This window comes from Tardiphaga sp. 42S5, from assembly GCF_034044155.1.
Lineage (GTDB): Bacteria > Pseudomonadota > Alphaproteobacteria > Rhizobiales > Xanthobacteraceae > Tardiphaga > Tardiphaga robiniae.
Window position 1 is genome coordinate 5,685,274 of sequence record NZ_CP139027.1, and the last position, 20,929, is coordinate 5,706,202.

The following is a 20,929-nucleotide window of genomic DNA, read 5'->3' on the forward strand; positions in this document are numbered from 1 at the left end:
GTGTGGCCGCGCTTCAATGCCACATCGCTGCGATTGCCCCGTGCGACATGGAGTCACCGCAGCAATGCGAAGATAGCCAGCGCGTCCTGTCTTCAAAACTCGCATTGCTCTCGGACCAACGCTCTGGCTTCCTGTCGGGAAACCCTATGGCAGCAGTACTTTGCGGAAGATGAAGCCCTTCGTGCAGTGGCATCGCTCACATTTGCGGACAGTTTGGCGGTGATATCTGAAAGAATGGACCGCCAGTGTCTGCGGCATCGCGCCGCACCGCTCACAGCATCTCCGGCTGGCTTACGCCTTCACGGGCGCATCGCTTCTCCGCGGGATAAACCGCTGCGTAACCCAGTTGCGCCCGGGCATTTCGACGAAGCGATAGCTCACTTCCGCCAGCGCCCAGATGATGGCGAAACAGACCAGCGATGCGGCGATATAGACAGCCTCGGTCTGGCCTAAATGCCGCCAGGTCCTGATAGCGAAACTGACGAACAATGGATGGATCAGATAGATCGAGTACGAGATGATGCCGAGCCGGTAGACCAGCGCGTTGCCGAACAGCAGTTGTGCCATCCGGCCATCACGCGAGAGCACCGCGACCAACGGGATGTACAGCAGATACATCAAACGATCGCTGGCATCAGCAAGACCGACCGCGATGATGGCGAGCGGCAGCGCGACCACTAAAATGTCCTGCACGCCCGGCGACAGTCGATCGACCACATCCCCAAAGCGAAAGATTGCAAGGCCGAGCGTGAAGCCCGCCACCGCGCGCAGCAGTGGATAGAGCGAATTACCGTTGACGACATCGAGCGGCCCGCCCGACCCGCGGCCGCTGATGCTGACAGCATAGATGCCGAGCAACGCCACGATCACGGCGAGACCCGCGATCCACTTACTGCCGCGCTGAGTGAAGGGCATCAGGATCGGCAGCAGCAGATAGGAGCCCATTTCGGCGCTCGCCGCCCAGGCTACGCCGATGATCGGGAAAATGTAGAGACCCCAGCCGGTCATCATCAGCAGGTTGCCGGTCCAGTCCCAGGCCGAATACATCTCCAGCTTCTCGCCGGACAGACCGGCTGCGATCTTGGCCACATAGAACAGTCCGATAATGAAATAGGCCGGGTACAGCCGCGCGACCCGCTTCAGCATGAAATGCGCAAAGGCCTTGCCGGTGAGATGCAGGAACGCGTCGCGATAGGTCAGCGCCATCACATAGCCTGACAGCATGAAGAACAGGTCGACGAGCAAATAGCCGTAGGGAATGCGGAAGAATGAGCCCGTGCCGCCGGTTGCGAGCTGCACGTCACCGAAATGATACACGACGATGACAGCGGCTGCGACGCCGCGCACCCCGGTCAATGCCCTGATATCGTCTGCCATCGCAAATGCCCCCGCTGCGCCTAGCTCATGTTTAGCGCATGAGCGGCGAGCGAGGAACAGTGTTCAGGAATGTGAGGGACGCGCGATCAGCGTTCGAACGCAGCCTTCAGGCGATTGAGCTGCGGCACCAGCGGATTGCCGATCGGCGCATGCGTGGTGGTCGCGGCATGGATCGAGATATCGAGGCGACGAACCTTGGTCTGCAGCACCATCGAACGCGTGATCAGGATCTGCAGCTGCTCGGGCAGCTTGAGCAGCATTTCTTCCGGACTCGGATCGGCGGCGCTGAGCTTGACCTTGGTCTTTTCACGATTGGCCTGGGTCAACGTCATCTCGCCTTCCTTCACCGCACGGTGCAGCAGCAACCATGAGGCAAGCTGCATGAGGCGGGTGGTGAGGCGCATGCTTTCGGTGGCGTAAGTCAGGCTGACGGAGCGATCCAGTGCCTTGGCCTCGCTACGGCCGACGCCGTCGAGATAGGCCGCGGTCTCTTCGACCAGATCCATCCCCTCGCGAAACAAGGCGCCGAAGGCAGCAGAATTGGTCAGCCGCTCGCTAAACTGAACGAGAGCGGGTTCGCTGTGCAAACGATCCGACATAGTTAACGCCTCACGCAAATGGTTTCGCAGCCAGCTCTGAACGGCGAGCTTATGATGAACAAATCATTACGCGTGCGTGCGTGAGAGTCCAGCGGCGTAAAATTAAAGAAGTATTTATGGTTTCCAACGCGATTTAACGATCGCGGACGCCCCAAAAGAAGACATGAGTACCAAAAAAGAGCCGCCGTTTCCGGCGGCTTTAAAGTTGATAACAGGGAGGCGTCAAACAGAGTGGACAGGAGCCACTCGGTGTCCAAACAAGGACAATTTAAGTAATATGCGAGAAAGCTTAATTGCGCGTAAATACGCGGGCTTTCTTCACGATCCGTTTGCCATGCGACGCCTCGCAAGCTGTATCGGAATGAGACAATGTCGGGATCGCGACTGAGGAAGCGTCGGCGGTATTGCACAGGCCTCTCGTCCGTCATTGCGAGCCGAGCGAAGCAATCCAGTTTTCTTCGCGTATGCCTTCTGGATTGCCGCGTTGCTTCGCTAAGAGGAAAGCTGCAGGACAGCTTTCCTTCACCTCGCAATGACGGCAGAGAGCCGGGAGAGCACCGTTCAATAGCCCGTCACGATTTGAAAAAGCGATCCGCCGCATCGCGCGTCGCGCGCTTCAAGGTCATGCTCGATTGCAGCCGCGCGATCTCGCCATTGAGCAGCGCGATCCGCTCGGCGAGTTCCTCGACCGATAGCAGCGAGAGGTCCTGCCCGACCTCATGGCTGACCTTCTTCTTCGGTTTGTCGTCGTCGTCGATCGCCATTTGGGGCCCTCCCCGTCTCAAATTCGAATATGCACCGGATGTTGCCAGCATTGATCCGGCTGTTTAATCAGATGGCCAACCGACATCCCGTACGCCGCAAGGACAAATCATGGAAAAGCTGCCCACGCAAATGACCGTCGTTGGTATCAGCAAACCGGGTGGCCCCGAGGTGCTGATTCCCGAGACGCGCCCCGTTCCGAAGCCCGGTCCCGGCGAAATCCTGGTCAAGGTCGCTGCCGCCGGTGTGAACCGTCCGGACGTCGCGCAACGCTCCGGCGCCTATCCGCCGCCCCCTGGCGCCAGCGATCTGCCCGGCCTCGAAATCTCAGGTGAAGTCGTCGCCCTCGGCGAAGGCGCCACCAAACACAAGCTCGGTGACAAGGTGATGTCGCTGGTCGCCGGCGGCGGCTACGCGCAATATTGCATCGCACAGGATGCGCAGGCGATGACGGTCCCCGAAGGCTTCTCGATGACCGAGGCCGGCGCCACCGCCGAAACCCTGATGACCGTCTGGCATAACGTGTTTGAGCGTGGCGGATTGCAGCCCGGCGAGACCGTGCTGATCCATGGCGGCTCTTCCGGCATCGGCACCATGGCGATCCAGCTCGCCAAGGCGCTAGGTTCCAAGGTGATCGTCACCGTCGGCTCCCAAGACAAGGTCGATGCCTGCCTCAAGCTCGGCGCCGATCACGCCATCAACTACAAGACCGAGGACTTCGTCGAACGCGTCAAGGAAATCACCAAGACCGGCGTCGAGCTGATCCTCGATATGGTGGGCGCGGATTATGTGGAGAAAAACTTCGATGCCGCCGCCGTCGATGGGCGCATTGTGCAGATTGCGGTGCTGAACGGCCCGAAAGCCACCATCAACGCCGCCAAGATCATGGTGAAGCGGCTGCACTATACCGGCTCGACCCTGCGGCCCCGCACCAATGCCGACAAGGCCGCCATGGTCAGGGCGATCGAGGCCAATGTCCTGCCGCTGCTCAAGGCCGGCAAGGTTAAGCCCCTGATGGACAGCACTTTCCCGCTGGAAAAGGCTGCAGACGCACACAAACGCATGGAAACCAGCGCACATATTGGCAAAATTGTGTTGGTCGTTTAGGGCTGGAGAACAGCCGGAAACCCTTTGATTTATCTCGCTTTCATGTCATTTATCGCGCGTCGGGAAATGGCCCTGCTTCTGCGTGACGCAGGGTCGATGTTTTGTTGATCGCGGAGAATGACATTGCGTTTGATCAGGTGGCTCGCGCCGCTCGCGCTCGGCCTGATGATTGTTGTTGCCGCAGCACCGGCACAGGCTGTTGACGCTGTCAGCGTCCGCGGTGACGCGCCTGCGATCGATCTCACCGGCATCCTCGAATATCAGCATAGCGACACCGACCGCATCCAGGTCTCCACCGCACCCGGCACCGACGGCATCGTTCGCCGCATCGAGGTGCGTGGCCGCGAAGCCGGTCAGAACTGGGTGGTGTTCGCGCTCGCCAACAACACCGACGATCAGCTCGATCGTCTGATCGTCGCGCCGCATTATCGCATCGTGTCGTCCGGCCTCTTGTGGCCCGATCTTGGCCTCTCGCGCATTGCGACCATCACCCCGTCAACCGGGGATCGCCCGGAACGTCAGGATAGTGCCACCGCAGATATCTTCCGCGTCACCCTCGACCCCGGCGCTGTCATCACCTTCGTCGCCGAACTGCGCACCAACAAGCTGCCGCAGCTCTATCTGTGGGAGCCGGAAGCCTACAAGGACAAGGTCAACTCCTTCACACTGTACCAAGGCATCGTCATCGGCATCTCCGGCCTACTGGCGCTGGTGCTGACGATCCTGTTCGTCGTGAAGGGCAGCATCATGTTCCCGGCCGCCGCGGCGCTGGCCTGGGCCGTGCTGGTCTATATCGGCGTCGACTTCGGCTTCTGGGGCAAGGTGCTCGACATGTCCCAGGGCGCCGAGCGCGTCTGGCGCGCCTCGGGCGAAGCGATACTGGCGGCGACGCTGCTGGTGTTCCTGTTTGCCTATCTCAATCTTAGTCGATGGCATGTGCGCTACTCGCACATCACGCTGGGCTGGCTGGCTTTCCTTGGCTCTCTCGTAGGTCTGGCGCTGTTCGATCCTGCCGTCGCCTCGGGCATCGCGCGCATCTCGCTGGTGCTGATCGCCTTCGCCGGCTTCGCACTGATCGTCTATCTCTCCACCCATGGCTTCGACCGCGCGGTGTTGCTGATCCCGACCTGGTTCCTGCTTGTGGTGTGGGTTGTTGCCGCCGGCATGACCGTCGCCGGCAGTGTCACCAATGACATCGTCGGGCCTGCGCTGCTCGGCGGCCTCGTGCTGATCGTGATGCTGATCGGCTTCACGGTCATGCAGCACGCTTTCGCGGGCGGCGGCGCCACCAATGGCATCGTGTCGGACGTCGAGCGCCGCGCGCTGGCACTGACCGGCTCCGGCGACCTGATCTGGGACTGGGACGTCTCTGCCGACAAAGTGTTCACCTCGCCCGAGACCGAAGCGCTGCTTGGCCTCAAGCGCGGCACGCTGGAAGGCCCTGCCGCAAGCTGGCTCGAAGTGCTCCACCCACTCGATCAGGATCGCTTCCGGGCGGCGCTGGACAGCGTGCTCGACCAGCGTCGCGGCCGCCTCGTGCAGGACTTCCGCCTGCGCACCCCCGACGGTCACTTCATGTGGTTTGCGCTGAAGGCGCGTCCGGTGGTTGGCTCCGACGGCGAAGTGTCACGCGTGGTCGGCACCCTCACCGACGTCACCGAGATCAAGAACGCCGAAGAACGCATGCTGCACGACTCGGTGCACGACAATCTCACCGGTCTGCCGAACCGCAAGCTGTTCATCGACCGCCTCAACGCCGTCGCGAATTTCTCCAAGACTGTGCCGACCATGCGGCCGACCATCATGGTGATCGATCTCGATCGCTTCAAACAGGTCAACGATTCCGTTGGCATCGCCGTCGGCGACTCGATCCTTCTGACGCTGGCCCGCCGCCTCACCCGCATCCTCAAGCCGCAGGACACGCTGGCCCGCCTCGCCGGCGATCAGTTCGGCCTGATCCTGATGTCCGAACAAGATGCGGCCAAGATCACCGCCTTCGCCGAAACCATCCGCAAGACCATCCGCGCTCCGATTGCCTTCAACGACCGCGAAATTTTCCTGACGGCATCGATAGGCCTGGCGCTTTCTGATCCAGCTGTGCCCCTGACCGACGAGCTCATCAAGGACGCCGAGCTCGCGATGTATCATTCGAAGCGGATCGGAGGCGACCGGATCGACGTCTACAAACCGGCGATGCGCGCCCGCAAAACGGATCGCCTGACGCTCGAATCCGAACTGCGCCGCGCCATCGAGCGCCAGGAAATCACCATCCTGTATCAGCCCATCGTACGGCTGGAAGATCGCTCCATCGCCGGTTTCGAGGCGCTGGCGCGTTGGGACCATCCCAAGCTCGGCCGGATGTCGCCGTCGGAATTCATCGCGATCGCGGAAGAGATCGGCCTCATCATCGATCTCGGCATGTTCGTGATGGACCAGACGGCACGCCAGCTCGCGATCTGGCAGCGCGCGATGCGCTCGCGCGAACCGATCTTCGCCAGCGTCAACGTGTCCTCGCGGCAGCTGCTGCGCCACGACCTCCTGCATGACATCCGCACGGTGCTGTCACGCTCGTCAGTCGCGCGTGGCACGCTGAAGCTCGAACTCACGGAATCGCTGGTGATGGAAAATCCGGAACATGCAGCGCAGATGCTGCACCGGATCCGCGAACTCGGTACGGGCCTTTCGCTCGACGATTTCGGTACCGGCCACTCATCGCTATCCTATCTGCAGCGCTTCCCGTTCGACACGCTGAAGATCGACCAGTCCTTCGTCCGCACCACATCGCGCGGCACCCGCCCGGTGATCCTCAAGTCCATCATCGCGATGGCCCACGATCTCGGCATGGACGTCGTCGCTGAAGGCGTCGAGACAGATTCGGATGCGGTGGAGATGTATCAGCTCGGCTGCGAATACGCCCAGGGCTTTGCCTTCGGCGAGCCGATGGATGCGGATGCGGCGATGCGCATGCTGACGGAAGAGCGATTGGAAGCGGCGAGCTAAAGTGAGCCGCGGTTAGGCTTGCTGCGAGTCGCACTAGCGCTTACGCGTGGCCGGCCTCGGCCGACAACATCCCCGGGGCGATCCCGATCTTCTGCAGCGCGCGAAGATACTTCTCCTCAACATCACCGCCGAAGATGAGATCCTCATCAGCTGCGCAATGCAGCCAGCCGTTGCCCTGGATTTCGTCTTCCAGCTGGCCCGGCGCCCAGCCGGCATAGCCCAGCGCGAGAATCGCGTGCTTGGGTCCACCGCCATTGGCGATGGCGCGCAGGATATCCACGGTCGCGGTGAGGCAGACACCATCGTCGATCGGCAATGTCGCGTCCTTGATGAAGAAATCGCTGGAATGCAGCACGAAACCTCGGCCGGTCTCGACCGGACCGCCCTTCAGCACTTTCATGCTTTCGGCGCTTTCCGGGAGCTTGATGCTGTCGGACTTTTCAATGATGTCCAGTTGAACCAGCAATTCGGGAAAATCGATGCTCCCCGCAGGCCGATTGACGATGATGCCCATGGCACCTTCCGACGAATGCGCGCAGACGTAAATCACCGAACGGGCGAAGCGCTCGTCTTCCATCACAGGCATGGCGATCAGCAACTGCCCGTCGAGGTAGTTGCCAGTGTCGCCAGCGCTGGATTTCACGCGGCTTTTCCGGGGGCGCTTGCGAGTGGGTTCCATCAGCAAACCGCTCTCATTTCGTTGCCTATCCTGATATTGGGTCTGGGTTCTGTCAATCAGCCTTCCGCAACGCATACGAAAACCGGATCACAAGCAGTTCAATAGCTTAAGACAGGTTTGGCTTTATGACAGGCCCACCCTGTAAGGACGCCCGATGACCGCATCTGTTCCGCACCACATTGTCGCTGTCTGCGCCGCGGGCCTGCTCCTCACCTGCAGCGCGCAGGCGGAGGACACCTCACCTTGGCAGATAGACAGTCATTCGCAGATCAGGCTTGTGGCAGGCTCGCGTAGCGGGCCGGTAATGCTGGGAGGCATCGCGATCCAGCTGCAGCCCGGCTGGCACACCTATTGGCGGAATCCCGGTGATTCCGGGGTACCGCCCCGCTTCGATTTTTCCAAATCGGAGAACCTGGATACCGTCACCATCCTGTGGCCGGCGCCGAAAAAATTCGAGGATGGAGCTGGTGGCCTGTCGCTAGGCTATGTGAAACAGGTGGTGCTACCGATGCGGGTGATCGCCAAAGACCCCGGCAAGCCGGTGATTCTCCGTGCGGCGATCAATTACGCGGTCTGCGACAAGCTATGCATTCCGGTCGACGCCAATGCCGAACTCGCTTTTACCAGCGTGGCCAGCACTGAAGACGGCGCGCTGACCGCGGCGCTCGATACCGTGCCTAAGCCGGCAACCATGGGCGACACCAGTCCGCTGACGGTGCGCGACCTCAAGCGCGAGGGCAAGAATGTGTTCGTTGACGTCGTGGCGCCCGAAGGCAGCGAACCCAACCTGTTCGTCGAGGGCCCGACGCCGGAATGGGCGCTGCCAATCCCCAAACTCGAGGCCAAGAGCCCGCCGGGCGTGAAGCGCTTCAGCTTCGAACTCGACGGCGTGCCGCCCGGCGCCACGACCGATGGCGCGGCCCTGAAACTGACGCTGGTCGGCAGCGACCGCGCCTATGAATTCAACGTCAACCTGCCCTGATACCGCTGGCGCGTGACCTGTTGCGCGCAACCTGTATATCTTCGCCCAACCGGATGTTAACGACTGCTTGCTACGCCAGACCGCTGCCGCACGCCTGCGGCTGAGGACCTTGTCGTGGCCGTGATGGACGCAAACTCCGCACCCGCAACCGCGCCCACCGGCCTCAAGGCCAGGCTGCGCGCGCTGTTCACCGGCTCAGGCGAAGCCTCGCTGACGCGCCGCCTCGCCGGCACCATCTTCCTCATCCGCGTCATCTCGGCCGGCCTCGCTTATTTCTCGCAGATCCTGCTGGCGCGCTGGATGGGCACGTCGGATTACGGCATCTACGTCTATGTCTGGACCTGGGTGCTGCTGCTCGGCTCGATGATGGATTTCGGCATCGCCGCCTCAGCCCAGAAGATCATCCCGGAATATCGCGCCAGCGGCGACCACGCGCGGCTGCGCGGCTTTCTCTCCGGCAGCCGCTGGATGACCGGTATCGTCTCGGTGATGGTCTCGCTGCTGCTCGCTGGCCTCGTCAAACTCATCTCGCCGTGGATCGACGCCAACACGGTGGTGCCGCTCTATCTCGGCTGCCTGACACTGCCGGCCTTCGTCGTTGCCAACACGCAGGATGGTATCGCGCGCTCCCATGACTGGATGCGCCTTGGCCTGATGCCGCAGTTCATCATCCGCCAGGCGCTCATCATCGGCTTCACCGCCGGCGCCTTCGCCCTCGGCTTCAAGCTTGGTGCGACTATCGCGATGCTAGCCAGTGTCGCAGCCGTCTGGGTCGCGATGATCGGCCAGATGATCGTGCTCAACCGCCGGCTTCACACCCATATCGAGCCCGGCCCGAAGGCCTATGACTATCGTGGCTGGCTTGCGATATCGCTACCGATCCTGCTGGTCGAGAGCTTCTATCTGCTGCTGTCCTACACGGACGTGCTGGTGCTGCAACAGTTCGTCTCATCTGACGAAGTCGGTGTGTATTTCGCCGTCGTAAAAACCCTGGCGCTGGTGTCGTTCATTCATTACGCGATGTCGGCGACAACGGCGCATCGCTTCACCGAATATCACGCGGCCGGCGACAAGGATCGACTTGCCGCTTACGTCACCCACGCGATCAAGTGGACGTTCTGGCCGTCGCTCGCGGCGACGCTGGTCCTGCTCGCTCTGGGCAAGCCGCTGCTATGGCTTTTCGGTCCGCAATTCACGGGCGGTTACGATATCATGTTCATCGCAGCCGTCGGCCTCGTGGTGCGGGCCGCAATCGGTCCGGTGGAGCGCCTGCTCAACATGCTCGGCCACCAGCACATTTGCGCCGTGGCCTACGCGTCGGCTTTCGTGATGAACCTGGTGCTGTGTCTCGTGCTGGTGCCGAAATTCGGCGGCCATGGCGCCGCCGCGGCAACGTCGATCGCGCTCACATTCGAGACTATTCTACTGTTCTGGATCGTGCGACAGCGGCTTGGACTGCACGTGCTCGCCTTCGGAAAGCAAGGCGCCTAGCAACCTCCCCCTGCAAGGCAGGAGGAGGTCAGGAAGCAAACTTATTCAGCCGTCCAGCCGCCATCGATCGACAGGTTTGTTCCAGTGATCTGCGCGGCATCGTCACCGCACAGGAATAGCGCCAGGGCCGCGACCTGTTCGGAGGTCACGAATTCCTTCGTCGGCTGCGCTTCGAGCAGGACGTCGTTGATGACCTGCTCTTTGGTTAGTCCGCGCGCCTTCATGGTGTCGGGGATCTGTTTCTCGACCAGCGGCGTCCAGACATAGCCAGGCGAAATACAATTACAGGTGATTTTGTGAGTGGCCACTTCCAGCGCCACGGTCTTGGTCAGGCCGGCGATGCCGTGCTTGGCAGAGACATAGGCCGACTTGAATGGCGAGGCGACCAGCGAATGCGCCGAGGCGGTGTTGATGATGCGACCCCAGCCGCGCTTCTTCATGCCGGGCACGGCGGCGCGGATGCCATGGAAGGCCGAAGAGAGATTGATGGCGATGATCGCATCCCACTTCTCGATCGGGAATTCCTCGATCGGAGACACAAACTGGATACCCGCATTGTTGACGAGAATATCGACCGATCCATAGGTCTTCTCGCCGAGCGCGACCATTTCGGCAATTTCGGCCGGCTTGGTCATGTCCGCTGGCGAATGGATCGCCTTGACCTTGAAATCGCTCTCGATCGCCGCGCGTTCCTTCTCGATGTCAGCAGGCACGCCCATGCCGTTGATGACGATATTGGCGCCAGCGCTTGCGAAAGCGCGCGCATAAGCGAGGCCGATGCCGCTGGTCGAACCGGTGACGACGGCGGTCTTGCCTGTGAGATTAGCCATTACTTGCTCCTGTTGGACGTCAAATGCTGCGGGAGGTCATTGTAATCGTCGGCGGTGAGCGCATGCGTCACCATCGATTCATCGGATTGCGGTCGCTCGAACCAGTCCTTGTGGCGCATCGAGAGGAATACATCGCGCTCACCGGCACCCCAGTGCTCCACCATCCCGATGCGCGAGAAATTGTAGTCCTTCGACGACGACTCGTAATTCTTGCTCGTATAGATCAGATGCACCACCGTGACGGTATTTTCCTTCGCGGCTTCCGACAGCAGCGCCACTCCAGGATCCTGCTTCAGTTCTGCCGGCAATTTACCAATCAGATCACGCAGCGCCTTGCGGATGTTGTGGATCTTCTTGTTCTTGTCGGTATTCATGCGGGTGCGGCTGGAATAGCGAATGTCCTTTTCGCGTTCCTGCGCTTCCAGGATCGACTGCGGCAATGGCCCGCGCGCGCTGAACAGATCGACCTGGAAGATCAACAGATCGCTGGTGACGTCATCCAGTACGAAATCCAGCGGTGTGTTTGAGGCGATGCCGCCATCCCAGAAATGCTCGCCATCGATGACGATCGAGGGAAACCCCGGCGGCAACGCACCGGAGGCCATGATGTGCTCGGGCTCGATCCTTTTGCGATCTTTCTTGAAGAGCGTGTTGTCGAAATAAGTGAAGTTGCCGGTGGTCACACTCACGGCGCCGACGCTCAGCCGGGTCTTGCAATCGTTGAGGCGATCAAAGTCGACCAGCCGTTCCAGCGTCGCCTTCAGCGGCGCGGTGTCGTAAAAGCTCTGCGACTGCGGACTGCCGGGCGGCCACAGCGGTGCTGGCGGAATCCGCGGCACGAAAAAGCCTGGCACACCGAATGTAGCAATGACGGCGGCGCCTGCCTCGTAGAAATAAGAGCGCGCGCGATCATCCGTCAGCATCGGGCTCCAGGGGACCGGCGATGCCGCCATCTCCCAGAATTCCTTGAGCTTGCCAATCCGCTTGTCGCGCTCGTTGCCCGCGATAATCGCCGCGTTGATGGCACCAATGGAGATGCCTGCCACCCATTCCGGCTCGAAATCGTGATGACACAGCGCCTCATAGGCGCCAGCCTGATAGGAGCCGAGCGCGCCGCCCCCTTGCAGCACCAGGACGCGCTTGGCTTCGGCGGGTTTGCTGGCAGCGTTGGATTGAGGCTGATCGGACATATCCATGGGACCACTCGATCCTGTCGGCGACGGGAACCGTACCGTGGCGTCCCCTTGCGGCGACGTCAATCTCGGATGGTGCAGAGCACCATCACGCTTCGGCTATCTGGAAAGGCTTATTTGGAATCCGTCGACGCCAGGATCATGGTCCAGAACACCTTGTATTTGGTGTTGGGAGCATAGATCGCCGCGATGCCCAGTTTTGTGACACCAGACTTCAGCATATTGGCTCGGTGGGGCGGCGAGTCCCGCCAGCCCGAGAAGGCCTCCGCCATCGTATGGTAGCCCGCAGAGACGTTCTCGACGGCCAAGCTCGCCGGATAACCGCCGGCATTCAGACGCTTGGCTAGCGGCGCCTTCACATCGTGATCGAGCTTGTTCCGTTTCGCCATCGCGGTGGACTGGTCTTCCGCCAGCGCCATCAATGCGGGATCGACCACTACCGGACCGAGGCCATTGTTCTGCCGGTACAGTGAGATCATCGAGGCTGCGGCCACCGGATCGAGCTTGGCGCCACCATTGGCCATGCTGAGATACATGGTGGGCTGGTCCGGCACGGTATCGACGGTCCCCGCGCACCCTGCCAGCAACAGAAATCCTAGACTGGCCAGAGCCACCCGCTTCATCGGCAATCCCCCAAATCAAGGGGCCGTTGTTGCACACCAACCGTGGCTGAAAGGTGAACGCAGGGGATTTTTAGAAAGCGCCAGTCACTCCTGCCCGGCAAAGATCCGGTAGCGCCGCGGCTGCAGGCTGATCGCATCGCCCGTGGTGAGCGGACGGTCGCGCGGGGCATCGATCTCCACCAGCGTATCATCGCCAGACAACGCGATGTCGGCGCGCTGGATCGGGCCGAAGGTGCGGACGCGGCGCACGGTGCCTTCGAGGGCTCCCTCGCCAAGCGGCCCGATCTGCATGTCGTGACGACGAACAAACAATTTCGACGGTCCGCTTGCGCTGCCCGCATCGATGTTGAGCGGGCGATGGCCGAGCTTCACCTGGCCGTCGCTTACATCGACCGGGAGCACGATCGATTCACCTATGAATGAGTGCACGAAAGCCGTCGCCGGGTTATCGTAAACGTCGCCAGGCGTGCCGATCTGTTCGATCTTGCCCTTGTCCATCACCACGACGCGATTGGCGACTTCGAGCGCCTCCTCCTGGTCATGCGTGACGAAGATCGAGGTGACGTGGATTTCCTCGTGCAACGTGCGCAGCCACTGCCGCAACTCCTTGCGGACCTTGGCATCGAGCGCACCGAACGGCTCGTCGAGCAGCAGAATGCGCGGCTCGATGGCGAGCGCACGCGCCAGCGCAATACGCTGCCGCTGGCCGCCGGAGAGCTGGCTGGGATAGCGATTGGCGAGCCAGTCGAGCTGCACGAGATCGAGAAGCTCCTTCACCCGCGCGCGGATCTGCGCTTCGCTCTTGCGCACGGCGCGCGGCTGCACGCGCAGGCCGAAGGCCACATTCTCGAACACGCTCATATGGCGGAACAACGCATAGTGCTGGAACACGAAACCGACGTGGCGCTCACCAGCGCCCCGCGCCAGCGCGTTTTCGCCATCGAACGAGACTTCTCCGGAATCCGGCCAATCGAGCCCTGCGATAATTCGCAGCAACGACGTCTTGCCTGAACCGGACGGTCCGAGCAGCGCGAGCAACTCACCATCAGCAACCCTGAGGTCGACATTATCCAGCGCCTTGAAGGCACCGTACTGCTTTACGATATTCCGAACTTCAATCGTCACGGGGCAGCTGTCCTTCTTCAATCTGGCCTTCGAGGATGGTCTTTGCGATCAGCGTCAAGAGCGCCAGCAGAGCCAGCAATGACGCGATCGCGAACGACGCCACCAGTTGATATTCATTATACAGGATTTCCACCAGCAGCGGCATGGTGTTGGTCTCGCCGCGAATATGGCCCGACACCACCGAAACTGCGCCAAACTCACCCATCGCCCGTGCATTACACAACAGTACGCCGTAGAGCAGACCCCATTTGATGTTAGGGAGCGTCACCACAATGAAGGTACGCCAACCACTCGCTCCCAGCGAAATCGCAGCCTCTTCCTCCTGCGACCCCTGTTCCTGCATTAGCGGTATCAGCTCCCGGGCGACGAATGGGAAGGTGACGAAGGTTGTCGCCAGCACGATCGCTGGCACGGCAAATAGAATGTTGATGCCATGCGACATCAGCCATGGCCCAAAGAAACCCTGGGCACCAAACAGCAGCACGAATACCAGACCGGAGATAACGGGGCTGACCGAGAACGGCAGATCGATCAGGGTGACCAGCAAGGTCTTGCCCCTGAATTCGAATTTGGCCACCGCCCAAGCGGCGGCAACGCCGAATACCAGATTGAGGCTGACCGAGATCACTGCTGTGATCAGCGTCAGCCAGATGGCCGAGAGCGCCTCGGAATCTGCCAAGGCCGACAGATAGAACCCAACGCCCTTGGACAATGCCTCCGAGAATACCAAAATCAGCGGCAGGACCACGAACACTGTCAGGAACATCACTGCGACACCGATAATGATGCCGCGCACGAGCCATGGTTCGGTATGCGGATCATGTCGTGCCACTGACTGGGCGCGCTCCACGGTGACTGGCGAATTGATAATTGTAATGGTCATGTCAGGTCAACTCACGGCCAGCGCGCGTGTCTGCGCCCAGCGCTGCAGCCGATTGAGCACGAAGATGATCAGGAATGAGAAGACCAGCATGACCACCGCGATCGCTGTCGCATCGGCGTAGCGGAATTCCGACAGCCGGATGACGATCAAGAGCGGCGCAATCTCCGACACATTTGGAAGGTTGCCGGCGATGAAGATCACGGAGCCATATTCGCCAACGGCTCGGGCGAACGCCAGCGCGAAGCCGGTGAGAATGGCCGGCGTGAGGCTGGGAATGATGACGCGGGTGATGGTTTGCCAGCGGGAGGCACCGAGACAGGCCGCGGCCTCTTCGATCTCGACATCGAGGTCGATCAGCACCGGCTGCACCGTCCGCACCACGAACGGAATGCCAATGAAGACCATCGCCAGGAAAATTCCGAGCGGCGTAAACGCCACCTTGATGCCGAGCGACGCCAGCGGCGCGCCGAGCCATCCGTTCTGCGCAAACAACGTCGTCAGCGCGATGCCTGCCACTGCAGTGGGCAGGGCGAACGGGATATCGACAATGGCATCAAACAGCCGGCGACCGGGAAACCGGTAACGCACCAGGGCCCAGACGATAATCAGGCCAGCGACCAGATTGACCAGCGCAGCCGCGAAGGCCAATCCGAACGAAATCCTGAGCGCGTGTAGGGTGCGGTTGCTGGTGACGGTATCGATGAACTGCGAGAGGCTGAGATCGGCTGTCTTGACGAACAACCCGGCCAACGGGATCAGAATCAAAAGCGACAGCCATGTCAGGGTCAGGCCCATGCTCAGGCCGAACCCCGGCAACGAACTTCGTTTAGGTGCCGCGCTCACAATGTCCCCTTGCTTTGGTAAAAGCCCCAGACCGGCATACCGGTCTGGATGTTTCGCTGCGAACGATCAGTTCTTGTAGATCTTGTCGAACACGCCGCCGTCGGTAAAGTGCTCGCTCTGCGCCTTGGTCCAACCTCCGAACACGTCGTCGATCGTAAACAGATCAACCTTGGCGAAGGAAGCCTCGTACTTTTTGGCAGTATCGGCATCACGCGGACGATAGAAATTGCGCGCGGCGATCTCCTGACCTTCCTTGGTGTACCAGTATTTCAGATAGGCCTCGGCAGCGGCTTTAGTACCCTTTTTATCAGTGACGGTATCAACGACGGCGACCGGCGGCTCGGCGAGAATTGAAAGCGACGGCGCGACGATCTCGAACTTGTCCTTGCCGAATTCCTGGATTGCCAGATACGCCTCGTTTTCCCAGGCCAGCAAGACATCGCCGACACCGCGCTGGACGAAGGTGATGGTCGAGCCACGCGCGCCGGTATCGAGAACCGGAACGTTCTTGAAGATGTTACCGACGAATTCCTTTGCCTTGTCCTGCGATCCATATTTCTTCAGAGCATAGCCCCAAGCGCCGAGATAGTTCCAGCGCGCGCCGCCAGAAGTCTTCGGATTTGGCGTGATGACGCTGACGCCGCTCTTGATCAGATCGTCCCAGTCCTTAATGGCCTTGGGGTTACCCTTGCGCACCAAGAACACGATGGTCGACGTATAGGGTGATGAATTCAGCGCCAGGCGCTTCTGCCAGTCCTTCGCCAGCAGGCCCTTATTGGCGATTGCGTCGATGTCGTAAGCGAGCGCGAGGGTGACCACATCGGCTTGCAGACCATCGATCACAGAGCGGGCCTGCGCCCCCGAGCCGCCATGCGACTGCTTGATCTCGACGCTCTTGCCGGTTTCCTTCTGATACGCAGCAGCGAACGATTTGTTGAAATCGACATACAGCTCGCGCGTCGGGTCATACGACACGTTGAGCAGCGAAATGTCTGCCGCGTGCGCCGATGTTGCAATTAAGAGACCCGCAATGACGGGAAGAATACGACGGACCATTTTGATCTCCATCCAACCTCACAACACGATCGTCATGAGGTGGGGGCAAAATCTTGAAGAAGCACCGCTAAGTCAACGAAACCAGATTCCAATGTTGGCGGCATGACGGCAGCAATGTGCTATGAATATGCCTTCGTATGGAGACCGTATCGCGCGCTGGTCATTTGTCATCAACCAACGCTGCGAAAGCCGTCGACATGCGGCGAATTAGCGCGCGTTCTCCGCATGACGCAACTGCATGCGCTGATGCAGCGCCGTGATGCGACCATCGCCGGTCGGCTGATAGAACACCGTGTAGCGTTTCACCGTAGCCGCGAACGCTTCCGCATCGGCATCCTTCTTCACTTCGAATGAATCAAAACCGGCGCGCAGCATGATGACGAACTGATCGCGTAACACTTGGCCGGTTGCCCTTAATTCGCCCTTGTATTTGTAGCGTTCACGCAGCAGGCGCGCCTGGCTGTAGGCTCGGCCGTCGCGGAACGACGGGAAGACCAGCGCGACCACCGCGAGCCTGTCGAGATAAGGCACCAGCTCTTCCGGATCGCGGTTATTCGGCCAGATCACACCGGTCGGGCTGCTGCGCTTCAGCAGCGCCTCCGGATCGGCGAGAAAACGCGCAGCCGGAACCAACGCCGCTCCGTCGACCGGAATCTCCGCATCGTCGGCCACGTGAATATAGCCGTCGGCAACGATCTTGCCTTGCTTAACGAGTGGCATAAACGCGCTCCTTGAACGGCTCGACGCCGAGGCGTTCGACAGTCTGGACAAACAATTCGTCCGGCCGGGCACGCAGTGCCAAATAGGCTTCGACGATATCCTCGATGACGTCGGCTACCTCGGCAAAAGGCACCGCCGGTCCGATCAGGGTGCCGACCACGGCATGCTCGTCGGCACGGCCACCGATTGTGATCTGGAAGAATTCCTCGCCGTTCTTCTCGACGCCGAGAATACCGATATGGCCGACATGGTGATGGCCGCAGGCATTGATGCAGCCGGAGATGTTGATATGCAGCCGACCGATCAGCTCCGCGAGATCGTTATTGGCGAAACGCCGCGTTAGTTCCTGCGCGATCGGGATCGAACGCGTATTAGCCAGCGAGCAGTAGTCCAGGCCAGGGCATGCGATGATGTCGGTGACCAGATTGACGTTCGGCGTGGCGAGGCCGAGCTTGTCGAGCTGCCGCCACAGTGCGGGCAGATCACGCCTGGCCACGCTCGGCAGCGCTAGATTTTGCTCATGGCCCACGCGGATTTCGCCGAACGAGTATTTGTCGGCAAGATCGGCAACCGCATCCATCTGGTCGGCCGTGGCATCGCCGGGCGGGCCGCCCACCGGCTTCAACGACAATGTCACGATGGCGTAGCCGGTCCGCTGATGCGGCGCGACCGAGTTCTTGAGCCAGCGCGCAAAATGCGGATCGGCCGACGCGGCCGCCAACTCGTCCGGCGTGTCGGAGAGCTTCTGATAGTGCGGATAGCTGAAGCGCGAGCGGATATCCTCGACAACCTCGTTGTCCAGCGTCAGCGCACTCTCGCGCGTCGCCAGCCACTCATCCTCAACTTCGGCGGCGAATTTCTCGATGCCCAGCTCATGAACCAGAATCTTGATGCGCGCCTTGTAGATATTGTCGCGGCGGCCATACTGGTTGTAGACGCGCAGGATGGACTCGACGTAGCTCAGAATGTCGCGGCCGTGCACGAACGGCTTGATCACCTTGCCGATGAATGGCGTGCGACCGAGGCCACCGCCGACCAGCACTTCGAAGCCAGTTTCGCCGGCCTCGTTCTTGTGAATTCGCAGACCGATGTCATGCACCTTGATCGCCGCGCGATCATGGGCCGACGCAGTGATCGCAATCTTGAACTTGCGTGGCAGGAACGAGAATTCCGGATGCATGGTCGAATACTGCCGCAGCAATTCCGCCCAGATGCGTGGATCCTCGACCTCGCCCGGCGCGACACCTGCCCATTGATCGGTGGTGACATTGCGCGTGCAATTGCCCGATGTCTGCATCGCATGGATGCCGACCGAAGCGAGATCTTCCAGCGCATCCGGCAGATCGGCGAGCTTGATCCAATTGAACTGGATGTTCTGCCGTGTGGTGAAGTGGCCATAGCCGCGGTCATAGCGTCGCGCCACATGCGCCATCTTGCGCAGTTGCGGCGATGACAGCGTGCCATAGGGAATGGCGACGCGGAACATATAGGCGTGAAGCTGAAGATAAACGCCGTTCATCAACCGCAGCATCTTGAACTCGTCTTCGGTGAGTTCACCTGCGAGGCGGCGCTTCACCTGATCGCGGAATTCCGAGACACGCTCGTTGATCAGCGTGCGATCGATTTCATCATAAGCATACATAATTCAGGTGCCTTAAGCCGAAGCCGGAAGGTCAATGGTGACGCCCTTGCGGCGAATCTGTTCACGGAGATTGCCGGGCTCGACGGTGCCGTTGTCGTTCACGGCGACCGGCGCGATATAGGGACCGATGGCGCCAACGTCATCGGCTGTGGATTCAGCAAGCAGCGCACGCGCATCATCGGCAGTGCGCACGATGGCAGCCTCTGCGAGGTCGGTGGTCCAGCCTTTATGGGCATCGCGATAAATCACCACGCCGTCCCAGGTACGGTTGGCAGTCACCACCGACGGGCCGGTGATCTTGATTTTCTGTTGCAGCGGAGAGGTCATTCGGCAGCCACCAATAAATCTGAAACGAGCTTGTTGATCTGAGCGGCCCGCCACGGCGCGGAATGCGCCACGACATCGCCAATGATGAGAACCGCCGGACCGCCATCGATCTGGTCGACCAGCGCCGGGAGATCGTCGAGCATACCCACCGCCGCTTGCGCGTCCGGACGCGTCACGCGCGCAAACACGCCAACCGGCGTTTGTGGCGAGCGCCCGGCAGCGAGCAATCCAGCGCGGATCGTGGGGGCAGCGGTCATACCCATATAAACAACGACGGTCATCTTCTCGTCGGTGAGCGTCGACCAGTCGACCTTGTCGGCGTCCTTTTCCTTGTGAGCCGTCAGGAAGGTGATGCGCAGCGCTTCGCGGCGATAGGTCAGCGGCGCCTCGAACATAGCTGCAGCGCCAAGGCCTGCGGTGATGCCGGGAATAACTGAGTAAGCAACACCCGCTTCGCGCAGCGCTTCGATCTCCTCGCCACCGCGCCCGAAAATGAAGGGATCGCCGCCCTTCAAGCGCACGGCGCGTTGCCCGGCTTTCGCGGCTTCGATCAGCAATTTGTGGATCGCATCCTGACCGATACCGGGCTTGCCAACCCGGCGACCCACGGGAATGCGCGATGCATCCCGGCGGATGCGGTCGAGGACTTCGGGGGACACCAGTTCGTCGTAAAATACAACGTCGGCGTCCTGCAGCGCGCGCAACGCCTTGATGGTCAGGAGATCCGGATCGCCCGGTCCTGCTCCCACCAACGTGACGTGACCTTCGACAACGCCGGCCTGTGCTGCACCCGCATAGATCGAGAGATCGGCGATTTCCGTCAGCGCCTTCTCGGCCTCGGTACCGCGCCCCGCCAGCACCAACGCGCCGATCGGACCATCGACGATGCGCTCCCAGAACCTGCGACGCAACGGAGCCTCGGCGATCTTGTCGTTGATCGGTTTGCGCCAGCGCCCGATGAAGCCCGCGAGATCGCCGATCCGCGCAGGCAGCATCGCCTCAATCTTTTCGCGTACACGCCGCGCCACCACCGGCGACGCACCGCCGGTTCCGACGGCGACGACCACATCGCCGCGATCGACGATGGCCGGAAAGATGAAAGTGGAGTGCGCCAGCTCATCCATCACATTGACGGGCACGCCGCTCGCTTTGGCGCGCGCAGCCACCGCATGGCCGAGTTCACCGGCGCCGGCGCAGAGCACCGCGGTGATCCCCGAAAAATCGGCGGTCACCGGATCGCCCTCGACATGTTCAATGCGCGCCACGCCATCGGCATCGAGCCCGGACGTGTCACGATTGCCGTCCGTTGCGTACCAGCGAATCCGCGCACCGGCCGCCAGCAGCAGCCTCAGCTTGGCGCGCACGAGTTCGCCCTGGCCGACAAGAATGACCGGCCCGGTCTGCAAATCGAGGAAGACAGGCAGAAACCGCATACATACTCCGCTGCCCCGAAATTCGGGGGTTGACTGGAATTATATTCTATATATCTCTCGATAACGAGGCGCAAAGAGAAGATTTTATCTTCTTCGAGGCGTTCTAACTATAGAATTTTTGTCCTCAAACACCAAGCGTCGTAGATGCTTCTTCTCAATAACGGTCGGCCGATGCAGGAGTTGCGCGAAATCGCACCCGTGCCCGCCCCCCGTTGCGCAGCAAATTCCGGACCGTTTGCCGGGCAAAACGCCGCAGC

General features: G+C 60.8%; 19 protein-coding genes. 4 read left to right on the plus strand and 15 right to left on the minus strand.

Annotated elements, in window-relative coordinates; all coding sequences use genetic code 11:
• Window positions 1-291 precede the first annotated feature (291 nt).
• The 3 genes from SFY93_RS26500 to SFY93_RS26510 all read right to left on the minus strand — a co-directional run bounded on the left by SFY93_RS26500 (window position 292) and on the right by SFY93_RS26510 (window position 2,740).
• A complete protein-coding gene (locus SFY93_RS26500) occupies window positions 292-1,377 on the minus strand; it encodes an acyltransferase family protein (RefSeq protein ID WP_320445201.1) in 1,086 nt (361 codons plus the stop codon).
• 86 nt (window positions 1,378-1,463) lie between these two features.
• Entirely contained in the window at window positions 1,464-1,976 is a 513-nt protein-coding gene (locus SFY93_RS26505; protein WP_089265407.1) for a protease adaptor protein RcdA, read from the minus strand.
• A gap of 572 nt (window positions 1,977-2,548) precedes the next feature.
• The gene (locus SFY93_RS26510; protein ID WP_089265408.1) at window positions 2,549-2,740 is read right to left on the minus strand and encodes a DUF1192 domain-containing protein; all 192 of its coding nucleotides are present in this window, start codon (window positions 2,738-2,740) and stop codon (window positions 2,549-2,551) included.
• 109 nt (window positions 2,741-2,849) lie between these two features.
• On the opposite strand from SFY93_RS26510, the gene SFY93_RS26515 reads away from it, so the two are divergent.
• Both SFY93_RS26515 and SFY93_RS26520 read left to right on the plus strand, forming a co-directional pair.
• Window positions 2,850-3,845 carry an NAD(P)H-quinone oxidoreductase gene (locus tag SFY93_RS26515; protein WP_120291731.1) on the plus strand — a complete coding sequence of 332 codons (996 nt, stop codon included), beginning with the start codon at window positions 2,850-2,852 and terminating at the stop codon, window positions 3,843-3,845.
• Between the two features lie 123 nt (window positions 3,846-3,968).
• A complete protein-coding gene (locus SFY93_RS26520) occupies window positions 3,969-6,845 on the plus strand; it encodes an EAL domain-containing protein (RefSeq protein ID WP_309948672.1) in 2,877 nt (958 codons plus the stop codon).
• A gap of 40 nt (window positions 6,846-6,885) precedes the next feature.
• Here the strand turns inward: SFY93_RS26520 and SFY93_RS26525 are convergent, their stop codons facing one another.
• Window positions 6,886-7,524, minus strand: a complete 639-nt coding sequence (locus SFY93_RS26525; RefSeq protein WP_309948454.1) for a YqgE/AlgH family protein — start codon at window positions 7,522-7,524, stop codon at window positions 6,886-6,888.
• A 154-nt stretch (window positions 7,525-7,678) separates the two neighbouring features.
• Here SFY93_RS26525 and SFY93_RS26530 point away from each other — a divergent pair, with 154 nt between their 5' ends.
• Together SFY93_RS26530 and SFY93_RS26535 are read left to right on the plus strand one after the other, a co-directional pair.
• Window positions 7,679-8,506 carry a protein-disulfide reductase DsbD domain-containing protein gene (locus SFY93_RS26530; RefSeq protein WP_089265411.1) on the plus strand — a complete coding sequence of 276 codons (828 nt, stop codon included), beginning with the start codon at window positions 7,679-7,681 and terminating at the stop codon, window positions 8,504-8,506.
• A gap of 114 nt (window positions 8,507-8,620) precedes the next feature.
• The gene (locus SFY93_RS26535) at window positions 8,621-9,997 is read left to right on the plus strand and encodes a flippase (protein ID WP_320445202.1); all 1,377 of its coding nucleotides are present in this window, start codon (window positions 8,621-8,623) and stop codon (window positions 9,995-9,997) included.
• Window positions 9,998-10,038: 41 nt separating this feature from the next.
• Here the strand turns inward: SFY93_RS26535 and SFY93_RS26540 are convergent, their stop codons facing one another.
• From SFY93_RS26540 to cysG, 11 genes are all read right to left on the minus strand, one after another.
• Complete coding sequence (locus tag SFY93_RS26540; RefSeq protein ID WP_320445203.1) at window positions 10,039-10,827, minus strand: 3-hydroxybutyrate dehydrogenase; 789 nt, start codon at window positions 10,825-10,827, stop codon at window positions 10,039-10,041.
• Window positions 10,827-12,023 carry a DUF3734 domain-containing protein gene (locus SFY93_RS26545; protein WP_320445204.1) on the minus strand — a complete coding sequence of 399 codons (1,197 nt, stop codon included), beginning with the start codon at window positions 12,021-12,023 and terminating at the stop codon, window positions 10,827-10,829. Before SFY93_RS26545 ends, SFY93_RS26540 begins: the two co-directional genes overlap by 1 nt.
• 110 nt (window positions 12,024-12,133) lie before the next feature.
• A complete protein-coding gene (locus SFY93_RS26550; RefSeq protein WP_093756814.1) occupies window positions 12,134-12,643 on the minus strand; it encodes a CAP domain-containing protein in 510 nt (169 codons plus the stop codon).
• Between the two features lie 84 nt (window positions 12,644-12,727).
• On the minus strand, window positions 12,728-13,768 hold the full coding sequence (locus SFY93_RS26555; protein WP_089265416.1) for a sulfate/molybdate ABC transporter ATP-binding protein: 1,041 nt from the start codon (window positions 13,766-13,768) through the stop codon (window positions 12,728-12,730).
• Window positions 13,758-14,651 (minus strand): sulfate ABC transporter permease subunit CysW, encoded by an 894-nt coding sequence (cysW, locus tag SFY93_RS26560; RefSeq protein WP_320445205.1) that lies wholly within the window; start codon window positions 14,649-14,651, stop codon window positions 13,758-13,760. Before cysW ends, SFY93_RS26555 begins: the two co-directional genes overlap by 11 nt.
• A gap of 6 nt (window positions 14,652-14,657) precedes the next feature.
• Complete coding sequence (cysT, locus tag SFY93_RS26565; protein ID WP_089265418.1) at window positions 14,658-15,494, minus strand: sulfate ABC transporter permease subunit CysT; 837 nt, start codon at window positions 15,492-15,494, stop codon at window positions 14,658-14,660.
• A 66-nt stretch (window positions 15,495-15,560) separates the two neighbouring features.
• Window positions 15,561-16,550: a sulfate ABC transporter substrate-binding protein gene (locus SFY93_RS26570; protein ID WP_320445206.1), complete on the minus strand. Its 990-nt coding sequence runs from the start codon at window positions 16,548-16,550 to the stop codon at window positions 15,561-15,563.
• Window positions 16,551-16,757: 207 nt separating this feature from the next.
• Window positions 16,758-17,270: a DUF934 domain-containing protein gene (locus SFY93_RS26575; protein WP_120291737.1), complete on the minus strand. Its 513-nt coding sequence runs from the start codon at window positions 17,268-17,270 to the stop codon at window positions 16,758-16,760.
• A complete protein-coding gene (locus SFY93_RS26580; protein WP_120291739.1) occupies window positions 17,257-18,912 on the minus strand; it encodes a nitrite/sulfite reductase in 1,656 nt (551 codons plus the stop codon). The genes SFY93_RS26575 and SFY93_RS26580 overlap by 14 nt, the downstream gene beginning before the upstream one ends.
• 12 nt (window positions 18,913-18,924) lie before the next feature.
• Window positions 18,925-19,239, minus strand: a complete 315-nt coding sequence (locus tag SFY93_RS26585) for a DUF2849 domain-containing protein (protein ID WP_089265421.1) — start codon at window positions 19,237-19,239, stop codon at window positions 18,925-18,927.
• Window positions 19,236-20,672 (minus strand): siroheme synthase CysG, encoded by a 1,437-nt coding sequence (gene cysG / locus SFY93_RS26590; RefSeq protein WP_320445207.1) that lies wholly within the window; start codon window positions 20,670-20,672, stop codon window positions 19,236-19,238. The genes SFY93_RS26585 and cysG overlap by 4 nt, the downstream gene beginning before the upstream one ends.
• Between the last annotated feature and the right edge of the window lie 257 nt (window positions 20,673-20,929).